The sequence below is a fragment of the Anaeromassilibacillus sp. An172 genome (genome assembly GCF_002160515.1).
Lineage (GTDB): Bacteria > Bacillota > Clostridia > Oscillospirales > Acutalibacteraceae > Limousia > Limousia pullorum.
On the sequence record NZ_NFKS01000004.1, the window covers coordinates 1 to 22943 of the forward strand.

Here is a 22943-nt window from a genome sequence, read left to right on the forward strand (position 1 = left end):
GTGTCTTTGTTTTTGTAGTCGTATTTGCTGTAACCCAGCTCTTCGTCCAGTTCTGCCTCAAGTCCGTTTTCCATAAACTCCGCTATGGTTTCCTTGAACAGATTTTGAATGTCCTCCATACTGCCTATGTTGGACATTTGCAGCAACTCTCTGATTTTCTCTCTGCGTGCTTTTTCTTCCGGTGTGCGATTCTTTCTTGCCATTTTTTAACCTCCATTGTGTTGTCTCTATTTTACACCACTTTGGAGGTTTACACAAATTTTGAAAGGGTCTCAAAGACGGTTGAGAGTGCTTTGTGCATATGCGTTTTTCAGTTTCTCTGCTTTTGTAGTATATTTAAAGAAGAATCCGTTTGAGTTCTTCTGTCATCAATTCCTGCCTTTTTTCCATGAACTCTTCAAAGTTGCCTAAGTCATATGAAATTCCAAGCGGCAGATACTTTGCATTTTGGGCATTTTCAGGCGATTGCAACCAATCTGCAAGGGGTGTTTTATTTTTCTGTTCATTTTCTCGCCCTTCAAGAAGTTGCAAATTAGCTAATGTATTTCTCCGGTGTTGCCAATCGTAGATCTTCACCTCGTCCAGATGGGATCCATCTGGAAGCATAACCTTTTTTAACCGATTCGTTGTGAATCCAGCATAGGGATGCATATGATCCTGATGGAATCCCTTCTGACTGTACTTGAGATTGGGATAGAGCAGAGAAAGAACCATGAATGTATAAGACCCAATTTCCCAATCAAACAGAGCATCGATTTCTTCTTGTGTATAGCACAGAGTCCGGTCACCGGAGAAATGGATTCCCTGCAATACCGATAATGAGAAGGGTTTCCCAGGATTATCTTTCAGCTTCTCTCGAATGCTCTGTAAGGCTGAATTATTGGATGCACCGAAGACTTGTTTCAACTGTGCTACCACAATATATTTTTTCAATTCCCTTTTTGAGTCGCTGTCAAAAGGACCTCCGTGAAAACGATAATACACGATGGGCATGGCTGCCACATAAGAAACAAGGTTTTCTGCATTAAATCCAAACTCACAAAGCAAGTCTACAGTTTCCGCAATGGCATTTTCTATCTTAGGCCAGCTGTTCCGAATTTCCAAAACGCTGTCCTTGCGAAAGGTTTCCACTTTTAGCGTAGTAGGAAGATTAATTAAATACAAACTGCTTCTCATAATAAAGTCATTTGAGAATCGGAAACCTTCACCTTTACGGTTAATTCTTGTCAGCAGTTCATCAATCTTATCCCTTGCCTTATCCCAATGGGACACAACCGTCGAGAAAAGCAGATCGCTCTTAGAAAGGACAGTACCGCCCGAATTAACCCGAACAAAAATATCAAGAACGCTGTCAATAGCATCCTCTTCCACTTCAAAATAATTGATTAGTTCGCTTGTTACCAGATGCTCATGAAGCTTTAGGATATTTGTCATAACTATGCTATCCGTATTCCATCCCCTAGTATTTACAATTTGCGTCATGACATCTGTTGGGGATTTATACTGAAGGATGTCTTTGACACGATACCACAGTTTATCTGGCTTAGATTCAGCAACGCTATCATGTGCCATAAATGCGAACTCATATGTAATATCATCGTCCTCTGATTCCTTCTGACTGCGCAGATTGAAATACAGCTCTTTCTGCGGGAAAGCTTCATTGTTTGCCCATCGTTTCATTGGCAGTTTACGGCTTATGCTTCCTTGAAGCGCAATATACAGTGATGTAAGCCGTTGCTGCCCATCGAGAACAGCCCAAATAGAATCCGAAGAACCATCTGCTGGAAACGGTTGAGGGGCAGGTGGATTTTTGTAGGCGTCGCGCTCATGAAAATCTTTGATGAATTCATACATGGAATATTCCTTCTGGTTAACAATTCTCTTCTTTACTCGCCAAAAAAGGAACGTCCCGATTGGGTAGTCCAACATAATAGAGTCCATCAACCTAGTAATCTGCTCATCGCTCCAAACATATTTCCTTTGAATAGCTGGAAGATACATTTGTCTGCTATTTATCGCATCTAGGATCCAGCTAATCGTTACCTTTTTATATGCCATGACATTCCTCCTATGTATCTATAAACCAATGAAAAGTTTTTGTTATTATCAATTCCGTCCTACAAAAAGCTTTATGCAAAGGGGCAATATCACCTAGGGTGTTTTTTAGCCAACTTTTTTTCTTCTTTGTCCCATTCCTCCTGTATTTTTGCAAAAAATTCTTGGCTCTGGTCTGAAAAAGTGCCTCTCATATAACTAATTTCATCCATTAACCCTTGCCCCCAAGTAACATCAATGAGTTTTTCATTATGATATGTTGCTTCGCTTGTACATCGTGGAAGCACCGAATGTCCTGTGTTGTCCATCATGGCATACGGATACTGAATCCTTAAAATTGTATTATTTTTTTCAAGAATGTCATCCTCGATATTCTTATCCCAACATAACATGAGTAATTGTAAACTGTTGAATCTAAAAACAAACGCAAAAGCACAATTTTCAAATTCTTGTTTCTCCATCTTTTCTCGCAAGGCAATATGGCCGGTATTATAATCAATATTCAAAATTATACTGTTCGATAAAAAAAGTGGAGAATCTCCCCAACGCAGTTTCCTGTTTCCAAACATAAAATCGGGAGCTGGAGAAGTATTAACTGCTAAACCAGCTAAAAGTGTAATATTCTTCAGTGGTTCATTGTTTTCCTCGTGCAATAAAAAGTCCTTGATTCCATCGTCGAAAAAAGAAACATCCTTTTTTCTTACCCTTAAATCATTAAAAGCAAATTTCAGACTCATTTTTTGAATCATTGCATAGTCATAATCTACTGCGAGTGTGTCATCTTTTTCATATTTGACTGTAAAGTATTTTTTTATAAAGTTTTTAGCATACGAGTCGATATATGAAATCCTATTATTATTGCAGTCTGCACAAACATCTTTAACCAGTGGGTCTCCTTGATGAACTGCTTTCCTTTCACTATCAATCGTTACATAGCATTCTGGAAACAATCCAAGAATTCCACTTGAAATAATATGCTCTTTTGTACCTTTCGCTTCTTTGCCACAATAAGCACAAATCATACTTAACCCTCTTTCACATCCAATCCACTGCCCAACTACCCTTTTGACCCTCGAGTGGGCGAAACTGCTGTCAAGGCAAAATATCTAATCCGCTCACTGGTGGGTTGTGGCAGGGATTTAGATAACATAAGCTTTCCTTTGATATATTCCCCTCAACAGAAATAGTCAGGTGAGGGGGATTGCTGTCGGTTCTGTAATGTGTCAGAAAATACCGCAAATCAGGCATTTTTCGGACTTTATTTTTCGGTTTTTGACATCAAAACTACCGTCTCCACATGTGCTGTTCTGGGGAACATGTCTACTGGGGTTATTTTTTGTGGGGGATAGCCTAAGGTTTTTAGGATGGCTAAATCTCTTGCCAATGTTCCCGGGTCACAGGATACATATACTATTCTTTTTGGTGACATCTCTTTTATTGTATTTAACAGCTTCTCGTCACAACCTTTTCTCGGCGGGTCTACTATTACCACGTCGGGGCGGACTCCCTCTTTTTTAAGTTCATCGGCGGCATAAGAGGCGTCGCCGCAGAGAAATCTGCTGTTTTCCACATTGTTAATCTGCGCATTTATTTTTGCGTCTTTTATGGCATCCTCTACAATTTCAACGCCTACAAGCTCTTTTACCTTATTCGCCATTGTAAGGCCTATTGTGCCTGTGCCGCAGTACAGGTCAAGCAAAACATCGTCCTTACTGAGGTCTGCGTATTCTGCGGCTATACTGTACAGCTTTTCCGCCTGGCGTCTATTGACCTGATAAAAGGAATGAGGGGATATTCTAAAGCTTACGCCCAGCAGCTGGTCGGTTATGTATTCCTGACCGAATACAACACGGTTTCTTTTTCCTAATATAACATTAGTTTTATCCCTGTTGGAGTTTACGACTATGCTTTTTATCTGAGGGAATTTTTCCGTCAGCTCTTTTACAAGGATTGGTTCGTCTTTAAGTCCGTTTCCGTTTACCACAAGACATACCATTATTTCGCCGGTTTTTTCTCCTTGTCTTAAATAGATATGTCTAAGCTTTCCTTTGTGTGTTGTTTCATCATAGACATCGTTTTTGCTTGACTTCATAAAATCCAAAACAGTTTTATTTATCTGTGAGAAGATTTCAGGCTGGAGAAGGCAGTCGTCGCAGGATACTATTCTGTGACTGTGAAGTCCGTAAAATCCGCTGATGATTTCTCCCGACTGATTTTTGCCAACAGGGTACTGGGCTTTGTTTCTGTATCTTTCTTCAAGCTCAGACCCCACTATTTTATCAACCTTTACATCGGTGATTTTACCTATTCTTTCAACAGCGTCTCGAACACGCTGTTCTTTTATTTTAAGCTCTGCATCATAGGAAATATGTCTGTAGACACAGCCGCCGCACTGATAAAAACATGGACAGTCTGTTTCGATTCTGTCCGGGGAAGGGGAGATAAGCTCTTCAATTTTTCCAAAGGAATATTTTTTCAGCTTTTTGACAATTCTTACCTTTAGTGTATCGCCGACAGCGGAGTTTGGCACAAAGATTACCTCGCCGTTTTCCGCACGACAAATTCCGTTGCCCTCTGAGCTTACCGCTTCTATATGAGTTTCGATTATATCGTTTTTTCTAAGTTCCATTTCATTCTCCGTAAGCATAATAAATTACATATAAATATGTTTTTAAACAATTTTAACATAAAGATATTTTCTTTTCAATATTTGTGTCCCATTATGTTTTTTCGGCTAAAAGGGGAAGATTTTCTAAATGTTCAACAGAATATGTTGACGAAAAATTTAGAAATTTAGAAAAAGTAAAAAGGATGAAAAAAATTAAGAAAAAGACTTTATTTTTTTGTGTTTTAGCAATATAATATGTTCAGAGTATAATGGATTATCAAGGGTAAGGAGTGTCTGTATGGATTACAATAATTGTTTAAATAACGTAAAACACATACATTTTATCGGTATTGGCGGAAGCGGAATGTGTCCGCTGGCAGAAATTCTCAGAAGTGAAGGTTTTAAAATTTCAGGTTCCGACAACAACGAGTCTGACACACTTGAAAGAGTAAAACAAGAGGGAATAGAAGTTCATATGGGTCACCGTGGAGAAAATGTTGACGGTGCTGATATGGTGGTATATACTGCGGCAGTAAAATCAGATAATCCGGAACTCGTTGAAGCCAGAAAAAGAAAGATACCTTGTCTTGAAAGAAGCGTAATGCTTGGAATAGTTACAAGACGTTATAACAGAAGCATTGCTGTTTCCGGTACTCACGGAAAAACAACAACCACAGCTATGCTTTCTCAGCTTTTGATAGGAAGCGGTTTTGACCCGTCTGCAATTATCGGAGGAAAGCTCCCATTTATCGGCGGCAACAGCTATGTTGGAAAAAGCGATATAATTGTATGTGAGGCGTGTGAGTATGTGGATACTTTCCTTCAGCTTGCTCCTTATATTTCAATAATCCTCAACGTTGATGCAGACCATCTGGATTATTTCGGAAATCTCGAGAACATCAAAAAGTCATTTAAGAAGTTTGTGGCTCTCACCACAGGTGTTATCGTGGTAAACGGCGACGACCTCAATTCTCTTGAATGTGTAAGCGAAGCAAAGATAGAGAAAATTACTTTCGGTTTTATGGATACAAACGATTACTATGCTGCAAATATTGCAGAGAGCAAAGGTGTTAAGGAAGAGTTTGACCTTATGTACAGAGGTGAATTCCTTACAAGAATTAAGCTCAGCGTTCCGGGAAAGCATAACATATACAACGCTTTGGCAGCTGCTGCAACAGCTCATTTCCTGGGTGCAACTCCTGCGGAGATATCAGAGCATCTCCATAACTTCGGCGGTGTACACAGAAGATTTGAGGTTTTAGGAGAAGCAGGCGGAATAACAGTTGCCGACGACTTTGCTCATCATCCTACAGAGCTTACAGCAACTCTTACAGCTGCTGTGGAAATGGGATTTGACAGAGTTATAGCTGTGTTCCAGCCTCATACATTCTCAAGAACTGCAATGCTTTTGGATGATTTTGCAAAGGCTCTTTCAATTCCTGATAAGGTTGTTATTTCAGAAATCCTTGCAGTAAGAGAAACAAATACCTATAATATCTATTCCACAGACTTGGGCAAAAAGGTTCCTGGCGCTGAATGTATAGATAAATTTGAGGATATAACCAAGTATATCTGCTCAGAGGCAAAGCCTGGTGATTTGGTTCTTACAATGGGCGGCGGCGATGTGTATAAGTGCGCCAACATGATAATGACAGCTTTGAAGAACAAATACGAATAACAGAATAATCAAATAATAGAAAAACGGTTCGGATTTCCGAGCCGTTTTTTGTGTCGCTTTTATTTCAGAGTTGTTTCAATTTTGTTTCAATGTTATTTCAATTTATTGTCACCTTATAAGAATATTATTAAATCACAGCAAAGAACAACGGCAAACGCCGATAACATAATATTATTACGGAGGGAAAAGATATGTCAGACTATAATAACTTTGACGGTTTGAATAATAAAGAAAACGAAACGGAAAACCTTTCCGAAGAGAAAAATGAATATAAAGCTTCCGAAAGCGAGAGCACATACAGCTCAGAAGAACAGAGCGCAGAAGAAATATTAAAGGATGTTGAGTTTGCAGAGGAAGAGACCGCTTCTGCCGCTGATGACAGCAAGGGAACAGATGCTACTGATGAATATAAGACAACAGATTATTCAGCATCAAGCAGCTACAATAACACAAATTCCTATACAACAACATCAGGAAATAACGGCGGTACAGCCTCTTATGAATGGAATAACGGACAGTACAGCGGAAAATATACCACAGGAAGCTACAGCAATAACAGCAATTCAGGTTCTTATTCCTCAAATTCCTATTCATCAGGCAATTACAGATACGGCAGTCAGCCGTATAACAGTTACAGCTCAAACACAAACAACAGCTATAACAATAACACCGGAACAAACGGAACATATGGACAGAATTCCGGCGGCGCATACGGTTACGGAAATAATCAAAACTATAACCAGCAGGCAGGATATTACAATAATTCCTATGTGAATCCGGCAGGAAAGAAAAAGAAAGCTCCTAAGGCAAAGAAGGAGAAAAAGACTGTAAGAGTTTCAGCACTGGTTTTGACTGTAAGTCTTTTGGCTTCCGCAGTGTTGGGCTTCGGCGGAGGAATGGTTGCTAATTACGTAAACGGCGGAGGCTCCGGCGGAAACGGAATGACAATCAATAAGGTTGTTACAACAGCAGAAGAAACAAACTCAACAACCGGTGAAATGAGCACAAGCGATATTGTAGCCTCTACAAAGAACAGCGTTGTTGAAATTACAACAGAAATTGTAAAAACAGGCAGCTTCTTACAGCAGTACATTGAATCAGGCGCAGGAAGCGGCGTAATCATTTCGGAAAACGGATATATTGTTACAAACAACCACGTAATCGAGGACGCTTCAAGCATCACAGTTACTTTGGCAGACGGTACAAGCTACAGCGCAGAGCTGGTTGGAACTGACGCAGATTTGGACGTAGCTTTGATTAAGATAGATGCAACAGGTCTTGATCCGGCAGAGATAGGAGATTCTTCCACAACTCAGGCAGGTGACAAGGCAGTTGTAATCGGAAATCCTCTCGGACAGCTGGGCGGTTCTGTTACACAGGGAATTATAAGTTCTGTAAGCAGAGATGTTATGATTGACGGTGTTTCTCACAACGTAATGCAGGTGGATGCTTCTATCAACCCCGGAAACAGCGGCGGCGGACTCTTTAACGGAAGAGGAGAACTGGTTGGAATTATAATTGCAAAATCAGTTAATGAATCCGTTGAGGGTATCGGATTTGCAATTCCGATTAACGATGTATCAGATATTCTTGAGGACCTTATGAACTACGGATATGTAAGAGGCAAAGTAAGTCTCGGAATGTCCTTTGTTGATATAACAAACGCACAGACAGCAATGATGTACAGAGTTTCAGAGCCTGGATGTTATGTATCCAGCGTTGAGATAAATTCAAATGCCGCAAATGCAGGTTTCCAGAGCGGTGACCGCATTACAAGCGTAAACGGCACAAGCGTTTCAACCTCTTCAGATATTGAAACAGAAATAAGTAAAATGGCAGTAGGTGATACCGTTGAATTCACAGTTGAAAGAAACGGCAGAACAGGAACATTGAGCTTGGTTCTTGAAGAGGCAGTGCCTGAGGATATAGCTGCAAAGAACGAAAGCGGCAACGAGTCAGACGGTTCAAACGGAATCAGAGACAGCTTCGGCAACGATTACAATCCTTACGACAGCACAGGAAGTGCCGATGATTATTACTACTATTTCTTTAATTGATTTAAAGAAAACTTACTAACGATGAACATATAATCTTAACAGCGGATAATATGTTCTTTTACATAGATTAAATTTGTTTCTCATTTTTATTACTTCCTTTTATGTTTTTTAGCACAGAAGAACGCCGGTCATATATGTGACCGGCGTTCTTTTTATGGAAAAAAGTTGCCATATCATATATTTAGTAATGATATAATAGTAAAAGACGTACTTTAAAATAACAACGGAAAGTTAAATAGCTTTATTGATAATATAAGTATTTATGTTTGATTTTTACATTTATAATAAATATTAAAATAAAATAGCAACTGTAAACTTTTTATGTAATTTGTATATAAAGAGCTTGCAAAATACAGGTTTAATCCTTATTATTACATCTAATAAATAAAATAATTGTATAATTGATGAAAGAAACATGTTGAGTTAAGGGGATATATGTGGTATAATGCAAATATATTGCCTTATTTGTGTTTTTAGGTAGAAATATGTATTGTTATATATATGTTATATATATTTATAAAATTTCTTTTGTTTTATCTTTCAGCGGTTATGTTTATTTTCAAACAGCAGAAACCGCCTGTTGTTTTATTTTTATACATGGTGGAGAAATAGGATGGATCGTTATTTTACTCACATTTCAAAGACAAATATAATTCAAATAACTCAAAATGATATGACGCCAGAGGAAATAGTGGAATTCTTAAAAAACGGTGCTCTTTACAGAAGTTTTGCAGATTTGATTAAATGGGTTTATCCTGGTGATGACTTAAATGAGAGGCTTGTACATGGTTTAACCGAAATAAGCGGCAAAGACGAGGACAGTATTTCCAGAAAGGTGAGAAACTGGCTGAAGGGCAGTAATGTACCGCAAAACAGAGAGCAGTTATTTCAGATTTGCTTTATTTTGAATTTGAATGAGGAATTGGCCAATAAGCTTATTGCGAGCTCTTCGGAAACAGGCATCCACTACAGAAATCCCAGAGAGATAGTCTATGCTTTTTGCCTTAGAAAGGGAAAGTCATATGCTGAAGCTTTGGAACTGTATGAGAAAATGAATAAAATCTATATTGATGAAACAAAGGACAAGGAGAAAGATTTTATAACGGACTCTGATATAGTCTATACCAAACAGCTGAAAGACGAGTTCTCTTTGGTAGAAAATGAAAGTGAATTGGAAAGCTTTTTTAAAAACTACAGCAGAAATCTGGGAGTAATCCATGAAACGGCGTACAGAAAATTTATACAGCTTTTGAATTATCTGCAAAAGCCGGGAACAGATGAAGAGCTGTATTCTATTGAAAAAACAGTTGACCAATATCTTAGAATGCATATTCCAAAGACCAGATCTTTGAATGGGTTTAGTTATCTGCAAAGGGCTATAAAGAAAAACTGGCCAACAGAAAAAGAAATTTTAAGCATGAAAAACAGGAAAACAGACGTAAGCAGAAAAGCAATGCTGCTGTTGTTTCTTGTTACTGAAGATTTTATGACCGCAGAGGAAACAAAGGAGAGCACTTATACCTATGAGGATTTAATGGATTACGATCCTGATGTGAGATTAGAGGTTCGTATAAGACAGATAAACCTTTTTTTGAATCTGTATGGAATGAACCTTCTTGATCCGGGAAATCCTTTTGATTGTCTTACACTGTACGGACTGCGTGCCGCATACGGTGACAGCGCTATAAGCGAAAAGATAGAAACAGCACTTGGAAAGCTGTTTGGTGACGATAAAAATAAGGATGATTTTTTTGATGATTCTGAAAATGAATAATATTGTCAAAAAATAAAATGGTTGATAGATTTTTATTGTTGTGCTGAAAAAGGGAAAAAAGTTGCAGAAATATTTAACCTTATCCGTTAAAATTTATTAGTGTTGTTTGACAGGTAATATAACTATTAGGTATATGGGTTAAGCAAACTTTAATTTATCTGTGATAAAATCAACGGAGGTGTAACGATAAATGTCTTACCAACGTCAGCTTAGAGAAAACGGTGAGTATATAAGTTTGGGCGGCGTTTCATATCGTATAGACGGTGTAGAGGGACTCGGAGGCAGTTCTATCGTTTACAAGGCCAGCTATTCTGACGGACTTAATACAGAGCACAGTCATCAGGTTTATATAAAGGAGCTTTTTCCGTGGCATCCCAAGGGGTATGTATATCGTGAAAAGGACGGCTCTATTGTTGGGATAAATGACGGCTCTGACCTTATGAAATACAGCAAGCAGAAATTTCGTCAGGGTAATCAGATAAATCTTAAATTGCTGACGGAGATGCCTTCTCAGGTTTCCGGAAATATTAACTCTTTTGAAGCTTACGGCACATATTATTCTGTTTTGTCTCTCCACGGCGGGGAGAATTTGGAAAGCCTTTTGGAGCGCAAGGGAGATAGCCTTACGCTTCTTGAAGCGGCAGTGATAATGAAAAGGATAATTTCCGCTTTGGAGTGTTTTCATAAAAAATCCTTGCTTCATCTGGACATAAGTCCTGATAATATTCTGCTTATGGAAAACCAGGTGCTTTTGATAGATTACAACAGCGTTTGGAATATGAAAGATAATAACGTGCAGGATTATGCGTTTTCGGAAAAAGCAGGCTATACTGCGCCGGAAATTTCACTTAGAAATTTTTCTGAAATAGGATTTACTGCGGATATTTATTCCATATGCGCAGTGTTTTTCAAAATGGTAACAGGGTGCAGGCTTACGGAAAATGATATCTACGGAAACGGTATTATAAATAAGCTTTCAGAAGGCATACCTATATTGACCCGTGAGGCAAAATCTGCGGAGTTTAAAACCTGCCAGATTATTACAAAAGGACTTCATATTATTTCAAGAAAAAGATATCAAAATTTAGATGAGCTTAAAAAGGATATAGACGAGCTTATCAACAGAATAAATAAAAAAGGAATATCAAAGGCTGCTCTTTGGGAAAGCAGCAATATGCTTTTCAGAAAGCAAAATTTTTCTGAAACATTTCTTCCCAGAAAAATTAAGACAAAGGACAATTATGTCATAGGTTTACAGGAGCTTAATTCAATAATTGAAAACGGGGGAAAGGTTCTTTTAAAGGGCGCAGGAGGCTTGGGAAAAACCTTTATACTCCATAAGCTTTGGGGAGAAGGTGTGAAAACCTACCATCCGAAAGCGCCGGTATTTTGTTATGTTTCTTTAAAGGAGTACAACGACTATTCAGATAAGACCGGATATATAAGAAGAAGCCTGCTGAAAAATCTGAGCTTTAATTTTAAGACTCAAAGCGGAACAGCGGCTTTTTATGAACTTGAAAAGCTTATAGACGGCAAGGAAACCGGAGTGCAGACCGGAAAAGCCACTGTAGTTTTGCTTTTGGACGGATTGAGCGAAGCAGGAAACCGAAAGGAAAATCTTATAAGAGAAATTGAAGAAATCGGTAAAAAGCAGTCTGTTGGAATTTTGGTGACTGACAGAACAAAAGATGTGACAGAGTACGCTTTAAGCTCCTTTAAGGTTGCAGAGCTTTTGCCTTTGGAAGAGGAAACCGTTATTGAAGAGCTTAAAAGAAAAAATCTTGAGATACCTGAAAATGAGAAGCTGAGAGAGCTTTTAAAAAATCCTATGATGCTGGAGCTTTATAAGGAGATACTGTCGGCGGAAAATGATTCTAAGGAGTTTTTTCCTAAGGTTCAAAGCGTAAAGGACGTTGACGGATTGGTTTGCGTATATCTAAATAAAATGTATTCGGCGCAGCTGAAAGTTGACCCGGGAAACAGGTCTATGCAGCTTTGTCTGAAATATATTTTTTATCATTTGCTTCCGGATATTGCAAAGGAAATGAACAGGAAAAAACGACCTTGTCTTACCCTTGAGGAGATGTACGAGGTCGTAAATAAAAATTATAAAAAGCTTCACAGTAAAAATTTCGGAAAAGCTTTTCCCGAGTATCTGGGAAAAACAAGGCTTATGCTTTCTGAAATACACAACAGTGACGAATGGTTTGATTTCTCGGTAAATGAACAGCTTGCAGGAAAGCTCGGACTTATAGTTAGAAACGCCAACAATGGATATGAGCTTGTACACGGAAGTTTTTTAGATTGCCTTGTTTCTTTTTCTGATAAGAATAAAAAAATATACATAAGCAAACAGAAAAAAACCGCAGGCACAAAAGCGGTTTTGTGTATCGTGACAGGTTCGATTATTATTGCTGTTGCCGGAGGAATACTTGTAAATATGTACGGAACAGGGGGAAGTGTTCCTGCTGAAAAAAGCATGTACGGGGATGAATACGAAACAAATGTCAAAAGAGCTTTGCTTACTTTGCAATACAATATGGGTATATTAAGCTCTCAGGTGACAGCTCAAAGAAATGTGCTGGAAGAGGCGTCTTCCGACTCTATGTTAAATTCATACCCTGATGAAAATGTAAAATTTTCTCAGCTTATTGACCAGACCTACAGTAATATGGAGTCTTTGCCTATTTCAACGCTAAAAGCCGATGTTTTGGAAGAGCTTATTGTTCAAAATCCGGATTTGGAAATTGAATATTTAAAAGAGCTTTGTCAAATGCCCAACGAAATGAAAATTACAATGGAAAACGGTCTTTCAAGGCTCGAATATATTTATTGCGATATTGACAGTCCCTATAAAACGGCCGAAACAAGGGATGAAGTAGTGGAGGTCTACAGACATTATCTTGACTGTTATGCTAAATACTGTTTTTATAAGCTGGATTATTTTCTGTTAAACATGGCTCCCGATGATATCAGCAGCTTTTTAAACGACAGTCAGTATTCTGATATGTTCCGTGATTATTTTACAACAGTAAAAATCGGAGAACAAAACATAGATGAGGTAGAGGTCGCCATGAATTATGCACTGCGTGATCTGGAAGACGCAGAGGCGGGAATGTTAGAAAAGGGTTTTAAAATACAATAAGGCATTTATTATTTTAAAGAGGGGATATAATAATGAAAAAGCTTTTATCGGTATTTTTATTTGCGGTTATTGCTATGTCGGTTTTTACAGGATGCTCTGACAATCCATCCGGCGATGACTCATTAAGGGCAAGGGTAGGAGATTTTGCAATAGTTGTTGATGAATTTAAAGAAGCGTTGCTGTCCATGGACAACGACGGATATATTTACAGCAATGCTGTCCAGACAGTATGCGACTACACAGACGGCAAGGCAACACAGCAGGAGGCTGTAGACGCAGTTGTGCAGGCATACTCAGAGCTGGAAAAGGCTGAATCTGAAATTGAAGAAAAGACCCTTGATGAGGAAACAGAAAACATTCTCAAAGAATATGGAATATATCCGGAAGAATTTGAAGTGTTTATAAATTTCAGAACACAGGATTTAAGCACCTATATAGAAAACCTTAGCTATCTGTATTACTATCTTCAAAATGATGTAGAGTACAATTCAGAATTTAACACAAACAATCTCATATTTGTTTCAAAAATTGACAGGCTCATACAGGAAAATAACAGGGATTATTATTACTATGCAAATATAAATTATTGGTTTGTAGACAGAACCGATGAAGAGGTTGAGTATCTTTTACAAGAGCTTGATAAGGATTTAAAATGGTGCAGTGTAAGCGAAGATGAGTATGTATGGGAAAACAGTGCTGAGATAGTAGAAGAAAAATCTATGGAGTATATAAATATTTATGAGGATTATCTTAGCCTTTTTGCCGAATATCTGGGACTTTCTGAGGAAGAAAGCGAAGAGATGGACGATATGCTGGACAGATTGAAAAACATTGAAAAAGACAGGGAAGATAACGACAAACAAAGTGCAATACAGCTATAAAAGAAAAAGAAGTCAGTTTTTAAATGCTGACTTCTTTTTCTTTAAAAAATAATATTCAGTCCTGTCATATTGTAAACTTCAGATTCGGTGAAATGATTGTAGAAATAATAGTTCATAGGAACCTTTTCTCCGTCTTTTATGTAGTAATAGCCGTTTCTTGTTTCGGAGTATGAGTCGGTAAATGGGTAGTCATTAAAATCGTAGGAGATTTCATAGACGCTTCCGTCAGCTCCTGTAAAGTAGTAATGCCAATAGTCACCCTCCGGATTCATGTTTTCACGTTTTAGAATTTCGTATAGTGAACCAAAGCTAATTCCATATGCGTACTTGTTGGCAATGATATCATCGTAATAGTCGATATCTCTTTCATCATAAAGACTTTTGTCTGTTTGATTCCCTCGGTATATTCCCACGGGGTACATATAATTATCAAGAGATGATTTTATCTCCTCTGGGGAAAAGGACTGTAAATCCTCATATCTATAATCGAGAACCGTGGTTATATATTCTTTCTTCATATCCTCAAAAGAGTCTATACTTTTCGTGTTTCCCCAAGCATCACCGTCGTCAATAACATAATCTGTGATATTTCTCAAAGGATGAATATACTCAATCTGATAGGCTATCTGTAGATTATCATAGCCTAAATCATCAAAAGCCTTTTTAATATTTTCAAGCTCATCGTGACAGGCTTTTAACTCTTGGAGATTTTCATATTTTCCGGTTATTTCTCCGTAGAAAATACCGTCTTTTTTGTAGGTTGAGGTTTTAATATATTCAAACTTTGGAAGCTGAGTTTCTATATATGCCAGCACTGCTTCGTCGTAATCGTTTTTTAGATAGTTGGTAACGGATTCCATGCCCCAGTGATAGTCGTCAATCACGTGAAATTCTATTCCTGAGTCGGGAATTTTTGCTGTCCATATTCTGTCCGTGTAGCCGTCCTCACCCTTAAATTCCGTATATACCGGAAAAACAATGGCGTTTTTAACTCCGATATTTTCCGAAATTTCCTTTTCAATGTCGCTTTTCTCGTAGTCGGTGACACATCCGGAAAATATCATTGAGGCGGTACACAAAACCATTGCAGCGGAAATAATCTTTTTAAAACCATTCATACAATTCACCTGCTTTCGTGATATTTTATTATCCCAAAGGCTTTTGATTTTTATAAATTCTGTCAGTACAATTACAAATGCTTCACAGTATTTATCAGTTACCAAAATAACATGCACTGCACAGTGTTTTTCCTGACTCAGTTTTGAAAATCTTTTGATAAGCATTTTTTATAGCGTCATATTCTATTGAATCCTCATAAAAATTAACAAGAAAATCAGATTCTATCAGAATTTGATAGTCGATACCGTCTATATTGCTATATGTGTGGTGATGACCAACTAAATAACATATGCGCTCTATATCAGGCTCATCAAAATCGAGTTTTTCCAGCATTTTTCTTGCATATGCAGGGCCTTCTTGTTCCTGTAGTTTTCCGTTGGATTTTCCGTATTTTTCTTCCGATGGTCTTATTCCTATATCATGAACCAAGGCGGCACATTCAACCAAAAACTGAGTATGATTATCTAAGTTTTCCATATGACCTATAAGCTGGGCAAAGCGGTGTACCTTTATAAGATGATGTATTCTCATAGGGTCTTTTCTGTTAAAAAATATCATTTCTCTTTCAAGTTTTTCAATTATCTCCGAGTGTTTCATAAATCCTCCGATTATGTAATGGATTTCAGGCAAAGCTCAAGCAATTTTGAACCTGTTTCAGTTTGAAAAATTCTTCTTATGTATTCAATTTTTTCAGGGGTTGGGTGGCTTTCATAACAGTTCACTATTAAATCAGCCTCTATTAGTAGCTGTAAAAGCTTGTTTCGTGGTTTATCGTAGTCATGATGACTTATGACAAGTTCTGTTATTTTTGGAATATATGAGGGAGAATAATCGGACTGTTTCAAAAAATTCTGAACCAGATGCGGAGCTTCTCGTTTTTGTTTATCCTGACCTGCATCTCCGTTGTAATGTTCTTTGCAATATTTTATGGCAATATCATGCAAAATAGCTGCCGCCTGCAATATAGTCTGTTCCTCCTCAGGAATGTTTTCTCTTTCTCCGAGCAGTTTCGACAGTGAATAAACCTTTAAAATATGTTGTGTACGTCTGACATGACCTTCTTCATAAAGCAGAACACTGTATAAAAGATTAGCTTCGTTATTTATCATGTTATAAAATCCCTTCAAATAAAAATAAAAAGCCGGTCCGCACCGGCTTTTTATTTTGGTGCGGGTGACAGGACTTGAACCTGCACGGTGTTGCCACCAGAACCTAAATCTGGCGCGTCTGCCAATTCCGCCACACCCGCTTTTAAATTGTTACCAAATTATTATACTACAGTGAGGCTTAAAAATCAATATTTTTTAAGGATTTTTCCTGCCGTATCTCACTATGCTGAAAAATTCTTTGTAATCCTTTATCTTGAAATCACAAAGATTTTTTTCATCATCTACATCATCATTATCGCCTAAATAAAGACATGTGGCAATTCCTGCGTTTTTTCCGCCCTGCATATCGGAAGTGAGGCTATCTCCTAAGATTATTGCTTTTGATTTATCACAAAGTCCGATTTCTTCAAAAACCTTGTCAAAGAACTCCTTTTCAGGCTTTTGAAAACCAACTTCTTCGGAGATAAAAACCTTTTTAACAACCTTATCAATTCCGCTGTCTTTCATTCTTCCTTTTTGAGCGGCGGCAAGTCCGTTTGTCACCACGTAAACCTCTGCAATTTTGCAAATCTCCTGCAAAAATTCCATAGCGCCGGGAAGCATAAATCCGTGCTGTGACAGCTTGTCAATATAGCACAGGTGAAATTTATGGCAGTCCACTTCAAACTCATATCCCAGAGCTTCAAAAAAGCGGCTGAAACGCAGAGTTTTAAGCTGTTCCCTTGTAATCTCTTTTCGCTCGAGGGATTTCCAGGTTTCCTTGTTTATGCGGCTGTAAAGCTTTTCGTCCCCCTCTTTAAAGGGGAGACGAAATTCTTTCATAGCGTTTTTAATTGCAAAGTCCTCGGATTTTTTAAAGTCCAGCAATGTTTCGTCGGCGTCCATAAGGACAACCGGATATTTAAGTGTATCAGGCAAACTCCTCGCCGTCCTTGTTGAAAATATTCAGTCTTGTTACTCTTGGGAAAATCTCAAGTGAGTATTCCTTTTCCAGAGCGTCAACCAAAAGGGTAGGGTTCACGTTTAATGTACTTCCGGCAGGAAGCATAATTTTTATCTTTACATAATCGTCAACCAATGAAACGGTGTAGTCCGTAAGGTATTCTTTTAAATTGACCTGTTTAATTCCGGACTTGGATTTTTTGTCCACCATGATTTCATCCCTTGAGAAAAGCTCCTCTGTCTTTTTCAGAAGCTCCTCCGGTGTTGTTTCATCACAGTTCAGCTTTAATATATAAAGAGCCTTGTCGATAACTCCGGCTTTCATTTTCGGTTCGGTCACGTCAAAAACTCTTATTCCCTTTGGCAGGCAGTCGTTAAGACGGTCAATAATTTCTTTAAAAGAAAAATCATCCTCTAAAAGTCTCATGTCCATACATTCTTTTTTGCCTACAAAGCCCAAAGACAAGGGCATAGGGAAAGTGATAAAGGGGTGGGGGTTAAAGCCCTCTGTGTGCCATATGGGAATACGGCTTTTTTGAATTGCCCTAATCATACAGCGGTTTAAATCAAGATGGGAAATATATATGCACTGGTCTTTTTTCTCAAACCATACTCTCACGTTTTTCAAAACATACGCCTCCCTTATACTTTGCTGCTCCGCAGTTGCTGCACTTTAAGCGGCAGTGAGGTGTCGGAGTGTCCTCGTAAGCCTTTTTACATTCCCTGATGAGAAATTCCTTTGTAACACCGTAGTCGATGTGGTCCCAAGGGAGAATTTCATCAAAGCTTCTTTTTCTGTTGGCGTAAAATGCAGGGTCTATGCCGATTTCCTCAAAGATATCAAGCCATTTCTGCAAATCAAAGCAGTCAGACCAGCCGTCAAAATGAAAACCTCTTTCTGCTGCGATTTCCATTGCCTTGCAGAGCTTTCTGTCGCCACGGGCGAAAACAGCTTCAAGGAAGCTTGTGTCGGAGTCGTGGTAGTTGTAGGTGATTTTCTTTGTGGTGATGCTGTTTTTCAAATGCTGTTGTTTCTCTCTGAGCATTTCGATTGTGTCCTGAGGCTCCCACTGGAAAGGAGTGAAAGGCTTCGGAACAAAGGAGGATGCGGAAACGGTTACCCTTACTGACTTGCCCTTTGAATGGTTGGGGCAGTGGTAATAAGCGTCAACAACCTTCTGTCCAAGGTTTGCAATCTCCGCCACATCCTCAAAGGTTTCAGTTGGCAGTCCAATCATAAAGTAGAGCTTAACTGTAGTCCAGCCGCCGCCGAAAGCCACGGTACATGTGTTTAAAAGCTCGTCCTCCTGTACGTTTTTGTTGATAACGTCACGGAGACGCTGGCTTCCTGCCTCAGGGGCAAAGGTCAAACCGCTTTTTCTAACGGTTTTAATTTTGCTCATAATCTCATCGGTGAAGCCGTCAACACGCAGAGATGGCAGGGAAATGCTGACCTGTTCGTCCTGTGACCACTTGTTAAGCTTTGTGAGAAGCTCAACGATTTTTGAATAGTCGCTGGAGCTGAGGGAAGAGAGGGAAACCTCGTCGTAGCCTGTGTTCCGGCAAAGCAGGTGGCACTGGCGGTCAATGGTTTCAGGAGATTTTTCTCTTACAGGTCTGTAGAGGAAACCTGCCTGACAGAAACGGCAGCCTCTTATGCATCCACGGAAAATTTCCTGAACTGCTCTGTCGTGGACAATTTCAACCAGCGGCACAACAAAGTTGTCCGGATAATAGAGGTTGTCCATATCCATAATAAGTCTTTTATGAATTGTTTTCGGTGCGTTGTTTTTCGGGGTAAAGCTTTTTATTGTTCCGTCCTCGTTGTATTCAACATCGTAAAGTGACGGAACATAAACGCCCTGTATCTGAGCGGCAAGCTCTAAAAATTCCTGACGTGTCTTATTTTCAGCACGGCATTTTCTGAAAAGCTCCATAACCTCAATGTCAACCTCTTCGCCCTCTCCGATAAAGAAAAGATCGATAAAGTCGGCGATAGGCTCAGGGTTACAGGCGCAGGGGCCTCCGGCAACCACGATATTTGTAAGTCCTAAATCCATTCTGTCCTTTGTAAGAATAGGAATATTTCCAAGCTTTAACATATTTAAAACGTTAGTAAAGCTCAGTTCATACTGCAAAGTAAATCCGATAAAATCAAAATCGCTTATTGGGTCGCCGCTTTCAAGAGCGTAAAGGGGAATATTGTTTTTAACCATAAGCTCTTCCATATCAAGCCAAGGGGCAAAAACCCTTTCGCACCAGATATATGGAACAGAGTTAAACTGGCTGTACAAAATTTTCATGCCCAAGTGGGACATACCCACTTCGTATGTGTCGGGAAAACAGAAAGCAAATCTTATTTCCACGTCTTTTTTGTTTTTAATAACCTGGTTCAATTCGCCGCCAACGTAACGTCCCGGCTTCTGAACTTTAAGCAAAAGCTTTTCTACTTCTTTGCTGATCATTTATTTCCTCCGTTTTTAAAAATACAGTGATACTTATAATTTAACCATTTAATAATACCATATTTAATAATATTTTTGTAGTCCCAAGGCAAAAAAGTTTTCCACATGGCAGAGGCTCTATGTGGAAAACTTTTCGCTTTTGTTTTTTCCTGAAATAAATAAAGACATGGTGAGGTAAATCCCGATGAATAAAAGGGAGAAATTATAGGGTGAGTTGAAAAGTACAATAAATCCCAGAGTAAATATTGGGATTATCAAAAGAACTGTTAATACATTTATGGCTTTGGCGGCAAAGTCTGCGCCGAAAAAATTTGAAAGAAGTATTTCCAGCCCCACGCCGCCGTCAAGGGTACAGGCAGGCATAAGGTTGAAAAATCCCAAACCTAAATTAGTGAAACATAGCAATTTTAAAAAGTCATTATTCAAAAAATAATAAAGTCCGCCGAAAGTAAAAGCAAATAAAAGGTTGGAAATTATGCCGCCGTAGATTATAAAAAGCTCTTTGGAAAGAGGTTTGGAAATTTGATTTTTCTTTATGATTTCTCCGCCGAAAATCCTTATTTTTATTTTTTCTGCCGGATAACCGGAAATCTCCATGGCAAACAGATGACCAAGCTCGTGAAGAGCGGCACTTATAAAGCAGGCGGTAATTCCTCCGGTTTTGTCCAAAAGCAGGGAAAGGGCAAAGAGAGCTACTGCGGGAAAACTGAAACTTATTTTCTCCCGCAGTTTGATTTTTCTTTTATTCATTTTCATCACCGGAAGCGTTTTCCTGTGTTGTTTCTTCTGTAGGCTGAGAAGAATTTTCAGTGTTCTCCTGCTGTGCCATATTTAATTGATTTTCAGATATAAAATCAGTTATCACATCCGGCGTATTTATAAATTGGCTGTAGTATTTTTTTATCGTGTCGTATAAATCGCCGCCTATTGATTTTATAGTAAAAACTGCGATAGCCGCCAAAAGGCAGACAATAACCTGAAAGATTAAAATAGGATGGGCGATAGGTTTTTTCTCATGTACTGGCTCTTCGTTTTCATTTTGATTATAGTCCTGGGGATAATTTTCATAACTCTGATAGTTTTTGTAGTACCTCATTTTTCTGTATTCTTCCGGATTTATGTAAAGGTTATTTTGCTCATCGTCGCTGTAATAAAAATCTCGTCTGTCCACAAAAATCCCCCCCGATATCGTATTGTTTAAGTTTATGATACCGAGGGGCGTTTTATGAAGAATAAAGCTGTCAGTTGGAATTGTAAACCGAAATGATTTTTAATTTCTTATTGTTTTTTAGCTATGTGTGCAGTTCAGTGATAATTTTTTTCAAATATTCATTATCTGTTTATCTTTGTACCGTAATTCTGCAAGAATTTATACATGCTTTTAAAATATAAATATATTTAATTTATATTTTTCTTTGACATGGCAGTTTAAAATTGTTATAATAAATAAAAAGAATATTTTAAATTTATCCTTTATTTAGTCGGATAAGAATGTTAGAAAAAGCTTTGCACATCTTTGAATTTACAGAAAACATAGAAAAGGGGTGGACTTATGAATTTAGGTGAAAACATTAAAAGACTGAGAGAAGAAAAGGGTATTTCTCAGGAATATGCGGCTCAGAAAATGGGTGTAAGCGTACAGAGCGTAAGCCTTTGGGAAGAGAACAAAACAGTGCCGTCCATTGAAAACCTTGTTATGCTCAGCGAGATACTGGGAGTTACGGTTGACGAGCTTTTGGGCAGGGAAGCGGCACAGCCAGCCGATAACAGCCGTCAGCCTGTACAGGAACTTCATATAGGAACAGCGGCAGTTTCTAAAGATGATGAAAGCAAAAAGCAAGGCGTAAAGCTTTATTACCGCAAAAATATTTTATCAAGATGTGTAATAGCGGCAATAGGTTTAATTTATCTGTTTAATTCGTGTATGTTTATGCTGTTTGAAAGAAGCAGACTAAATCCCATATTTCTTTTTGTACCTTTCATATTTGTAGCTTTGGGACTTATGGTGCCGCTTGCTTTATCCCTGTATAAAAGGCATAAAAGCTTTAAGTCCATAAAGGACAGCGACAGTATTGAAAAGCTTTATTTTTACAGGCAGGGAATAGGATTTTCAACAGAGCGTCAGGACGAATACGACGGAAATTTTTTCGCATATTACAATGAGATTAACGGTGTGTTCATAAGCAAAAAACGGCTGGTTATTTCATACGCTCGAAAACTGTATACAGTAAACATGGATGATATTCAGGGTGACAAAGATGTTATATTAAAAATGCTTATAAATAATATAAGATATTTTTATTCTCAGGATGTGGCTTATAAATACCCTTTGTGCAGTATGAGCGAAGAAAGAATAAAGCTTTTCCAAAGGATAAACTGGACTTTGTTCTGTTTGATGATTGTATCAGCAAATGTCTTTGTTATAAAATTTATGTTTTTCGCAGACGGCTACAAAGGTTTACAATCCCTGAAGATTGCCTCGGGCGCATTTATAATTTTTTCATTGGCTTCACTTGCAACCGCAATTTTCGGAAAATCAAAGGGTTTAAAAACTGTCGGATATATTGTTGTCAGCGGAATTTTGACATTCTATGGGGCTATTGGATTTTTAAGCATCATGGCGTTTTCTGAGAATTATGTTCAAACAGATTACAGCCGTATGCAGGAGATTGAAACCGTAACAGGAATTGATTTTCCCGACGGCGGCGAAGCTTTTATAAAGGACAGCTCAAAAGATACGCTGTATTCATATTCCGGAATTGACATTGATAGTTTTATGCATTATCTTTTAATTGAAAAAGACAGTCTGTATGTGGATTTTACTGATGATCAGGGAATAGCCGAATTTGAAAAATACCTTGCGGAAAGCGGAGAATGGAAAACACAAACTTCGGATTTACCTCAATATTTATCCTATTTTTTTGAAGAACCAAATCAATACGACTATGATTATTATGCGGTTTTCAATGCGACCGACGGGGAAATAAATAAAACAATTACTGAAGCGGGAAATTATGAGCTTATGTTTTTAAAATATAATCAGAATGACAACAGACTTGTAATAATCGAATATGATTTAACTTTAACAGATTAAAAAAATAAGGCGTATG

General features: G+C 38.2%; 17 protein-coding genes, 1 tRNA gene and 1 pseudogene. 6 read left to right on the top strand and 13 right to left on the bottom strand.

Translation table 11 applies throughout. The features are described from left to right. From B5F08_RS02880 to rlmD, 4 genes and pseudogenes are all read right to left on the bottom strand, one after another. A pseudogene (locus B5F08_RS02880) lies at positions 1–203 on the bottom strand (IS256 family transposase); the annotation flags it as partial. A 133-nt stretch (positions 204–336) separates the two neighbouring features. Then, the gene (locus tag B5F08_RS02885; protein ID WP_087376330.1) at positions 337–2058 is read right to left on the bottom strand and encodes a DUF262 domain-containing protein; all 1722 of its coding nucleotides are present in this window, start codon (positions 2056–2058) and stop codon (positions 337–339) included. An 89-nt stretch (positions 2059–2147) separates the two neighbouring features. Continuing rightward, complete coding sequence (locus B5F08_RS02890; protein WP_087376331.1) at positions 2148–3077, bottom strand: hypothetical protein; 930 nt, start codon at positions 3075–3077, stop codon at positions 2148–2150. A 236-nt stretch (positions 3078–3313) separates the two neighbouring features. Then, on the bottom strand, positions 3314–4684 hold the full coding sequence (gene rlmD / locus B5F08_RS02895) for a 23S rRNA (uracil(1939)-C(5))-methyltransferase RlmD (RefSeq protein ID WP_087376332.1): 1371 nt from the start codon (positions 4682–4684) through the stop codon (positions 3314–3316). A 277-nt stretch (positions 4685–4961) separates the two neighbouring features. Between rlmD and murC the strand changes: the two genes are divergently transcribed. The 5 genes from murC (at position 4962) to B5F08_RS02920 (ending at position 14198) form a co-directional block, all read left to right on the top strand. Next, entirely contained in the window at positions 4962–6341 is a 1380-nt protein-coding gene (gene murC, locus B5F08_RS02900) for a UDP-N-acetylmuramate--L-alanine ligase (protein WP_087376333.1), read from the top strand. Between the two features lie 191 nt (positions 6342–6532). Beyond that, complete coding sequence (locus B5F08_RS02905; protein ID WP_087376334.1) at positions 6533–8398, top strand: S1C family serine protease; 1866 nt, start codon at positions 6533–6535, stop codon at positions 8396–8398. A gap of 613 nt (positions 8399–9011) precedes the next feature. Further along, positions 9012–10172 (top strand): hypothetical protein, encoded by a 1161-nt coding sequence (locus tag B5F08_RS02910; RefSeq protein ID WP_087376335.1) that lies wholly within the window; start codon positions 9012–9014, stop codon positions 10170–10172. A 190-nt stretch (positions 10173–10362) separates the two neighbouring features. Further along, entirely contained in the window at positions 10363–13317 is a 2955-nt protein-coding gene (locus B5F08_RS02915) for a protein kinase domain-containing protein (RefSeq protein WP_087376336.1), read from the top strand. Between the two features lie 32 nt (positions 13318–13349). Beyond that, positions 13350–14198 carry a hypothetical protein gene (locus tag B5F08_RS02920; RefSeq protein WP_087376337.1) on the top strand — a complete coding sequence of 283 codons (849 nt, stop codon included), beginning with the start codon at positions 13350–13352 and terminating at the stop codon, positions 14196–14198. Positions 14199–14239: 41 nt separating this feature from the next. Here the strand turns inward: B5F08_RS02920 and B5F08_RS02925 are convergent, their stop codons facing one another. The 9 genes from B5F08_RS02925 to B5F08_RS02965 all read right to left on the bottom strand — a co-directional run bounded on the left by B5F08_RS02925 (position 14240) and on the right by B5F08_RS02965 (position 21004). Then, positions 14240–15316 (bottom strand): hypothetical protein, encoded by a 1077-nt coding sequence (locus B5F08_RS02925; RefSeq protein ID WP_143256350.1) that lies wholly within the window; start codon positions 15314–15316, stop codon positions 14240–14242. A gap of 94 nt (positions 15317–15410) precedes the next feature. Further along, positions 15411–15914 (bottom strand): HD domain-containing protein, encoded by a 504-nt coding sequence (locus tag B5F08_RS02930; protein WP_087376339.1) that lies wholly within the window; start codon positions 15912–15914, stop codon positions 15411–15413. An 11-nt stretch (positions 15915–15925) separates the two neighbouring features. Next, positions 15926–16426: an HD domain-containing protein gene (locus tag B5F08_RS02935; protein WP_087376340.1), complete on the bottom strand. Its 501-nt coding sequence runs from the start codon at positions 16424–16426 to the stop codon at positions 15926–15928. Between the two features lie 56 nt (positions 16427–16482). Then, a tRNA-Leu gene (locus B5F08_RS02940) sits at positions 16483–16566 on the bottom strand. A gap of 55 nt (positions 16567–16621) precedes the next feature. Next, positions 16622–17344, bottom strand: a complete 723-nt coding sequence (locus B5F08_RS02945) for a YjjG family noncanonical pyrimidine nucleotidase (RefSeq protein WP_087376341.1) — start codon at positions 17342–17344, stop codon at positions 16622–16624. Then, complete coding sequence (locus tag B5F08_RS02950) at positions 17337–17987, bottom strand: TIGR03936 family radical SAM-associated protein (RefSeq protein ID WP_242968237.1); 651 nt, start codon at positions 17985–17987, stop codon at positions 17337–17339. Before B5F08_RS02950 ends, B5F08_RS02945 begins: the two co-directional genes overlap by 8 nt. After that, complete coding sequence (locus tag B5F08_RS02955; RefSeq protein WP_087376343.1) at positions 17971–19833, bottom strand: TIGR03960 family B12-binding radical SAM protein; 1863 nt, start codon at positions 19831–19833, stop codon at positions 17971–17973. Before B5F08_RS02955 ends, B5F08_RS02950 begins: the two co-directional genes overlap by 17 nt. 117 nt (positions 19834–19950) lie before the next feature. After that, positions 19951–20583, bottom strand: a complete 633-nt coding sequence (locus B5F08_RS02960) for a hypothetical protein (RefSeq protein WP_087376344.1) — start codon at positions 20581–20583, stop codon at positions 19951–19953. Further along, entirely contained in the window at positions 20576–21004 is a 429-nt protein-coding gene (locus B5F08_RS02965) for a hypothetical protein (RefSeq protein WP_087376345.1), read from the bottom strand. Before B5F08_RS02965 ends, B5F08_RS02960 begins: the two co-directional genes overlap by 8 nt. A gap of 381 nt (positions 21005–21385) precedes the next feature. On the opposite strand from B5F08_RS02965, the gene B5F08_RS02970 reads away from it, so the two are divergent. Further along, positions 21386–22927: a helix-turn-helix domain-containing protein gene (locus B5F08_RS02970; protein ID WP_087376346.1), complete on the top strand. Its 1542-nt coding sequence runs from the start codon at positions 21386–21388 to the stop codon at positions 22925–22927. Positions 22928–22943 lie beyond the last annotated feature (16 nt).

Bases quoted from the DNA above. Each gene is read 5' to 3' on its own strand.
- B5F08_RS02885 (WP_087376330.1), bottom strand. From the start codon at position 2,058: ATGGCATATAAAAAGGTAACGATTAGCTGGATCCTAGATGCGATAAAT.
- B5F08_RS02890 (WP_087376331.1), bottom strand. From the start codon at position 3,077: ATGATTTGTGCTTATTGTGGCAAAGAAGCGAAAGGTACAAAAGAGCAT.
- rlmD (WP_087376332.1), bottom strand. From the start codon at position 4,684: ATGGAACTTAGAAAAAACGATATAATCGAAACTCATATAGAAGCGGTA.
- murC (WP_087376333.1), top strand. From the start codon at position 4,962: ATGGATTACAATAATTGTTTAAATAACGTAAAACACATACATTTTATC.
- B5F08_RS02905 (WP_087376334.1), top strand. From the start codon at position 6,533: ATGTCAGACTATAATAACTTTGACGGTTTGAATAATAAAGAAAACGAA.
- B5F08_RS02910 (WP_087376335.1), top strand. From the start codon at position 9,012: ATGGATCGTTATTTTACTCACATTTCAAAGACAAATATAATTCAAATA.
- B5F08_RS02915 (WP_087376336.1), top strand. From the start codon at position 10,363: ATGTCTTACCAACGTCAGCTTAGAGAAAACGGTGAGTATATAAGTTTG.
- B5F08_RS02920 (WP_087376337.1), top strand. From the start codon at position 13,350: ATGAAAAAGCTTTTATCGGTATTTTTATTTGCGGTTATTGCTATGTCG.
- B5F08_RS02925 (WP_143256350.1), bottom strand. From the start codon at position 15,316: ATGAATGGTTTTAAAAAGATTATTTCCGCTGCAATGGTTTTGTGTACC.
- B5F08_RS02930 (WP_087376339.1), bottom strand. From the start codon at position 15,914: ATGAAACACTCGGAGATAATTGAAAAACTTGAAAGAGAAATGATATTT.
- B5F08_RS02935 (WP_087376340.1), bottom strand. From the start codon at position 16,426: ATGATAAATAACGAAGCTAATCTTTTATACAGTGTTCTGCTTTATGAA.
- B5F08_RS02955 (WP_087376343.1), bottom strand. From the start codon at position 19,833: ATGATCAGCAAAGAAGTAGAAAAGCTTTTGCTTAAAGTTCAGAAGCCG.
- B5F08_RS02960 (WP_087376344.1), bottom strand. From the start codon at position 20,583: ATGAATAAAAGAAAAATCAAACTGCGGGAGAAAATAAGTTTCAGTTTT.
- B5F08_RS02970 (WP_087376346.1), top strand. From the start codon at position 21,386: ATGAATTTAGGTGAAAACATTAAAAGACTGAGAGAAGAAAAGGGTATT.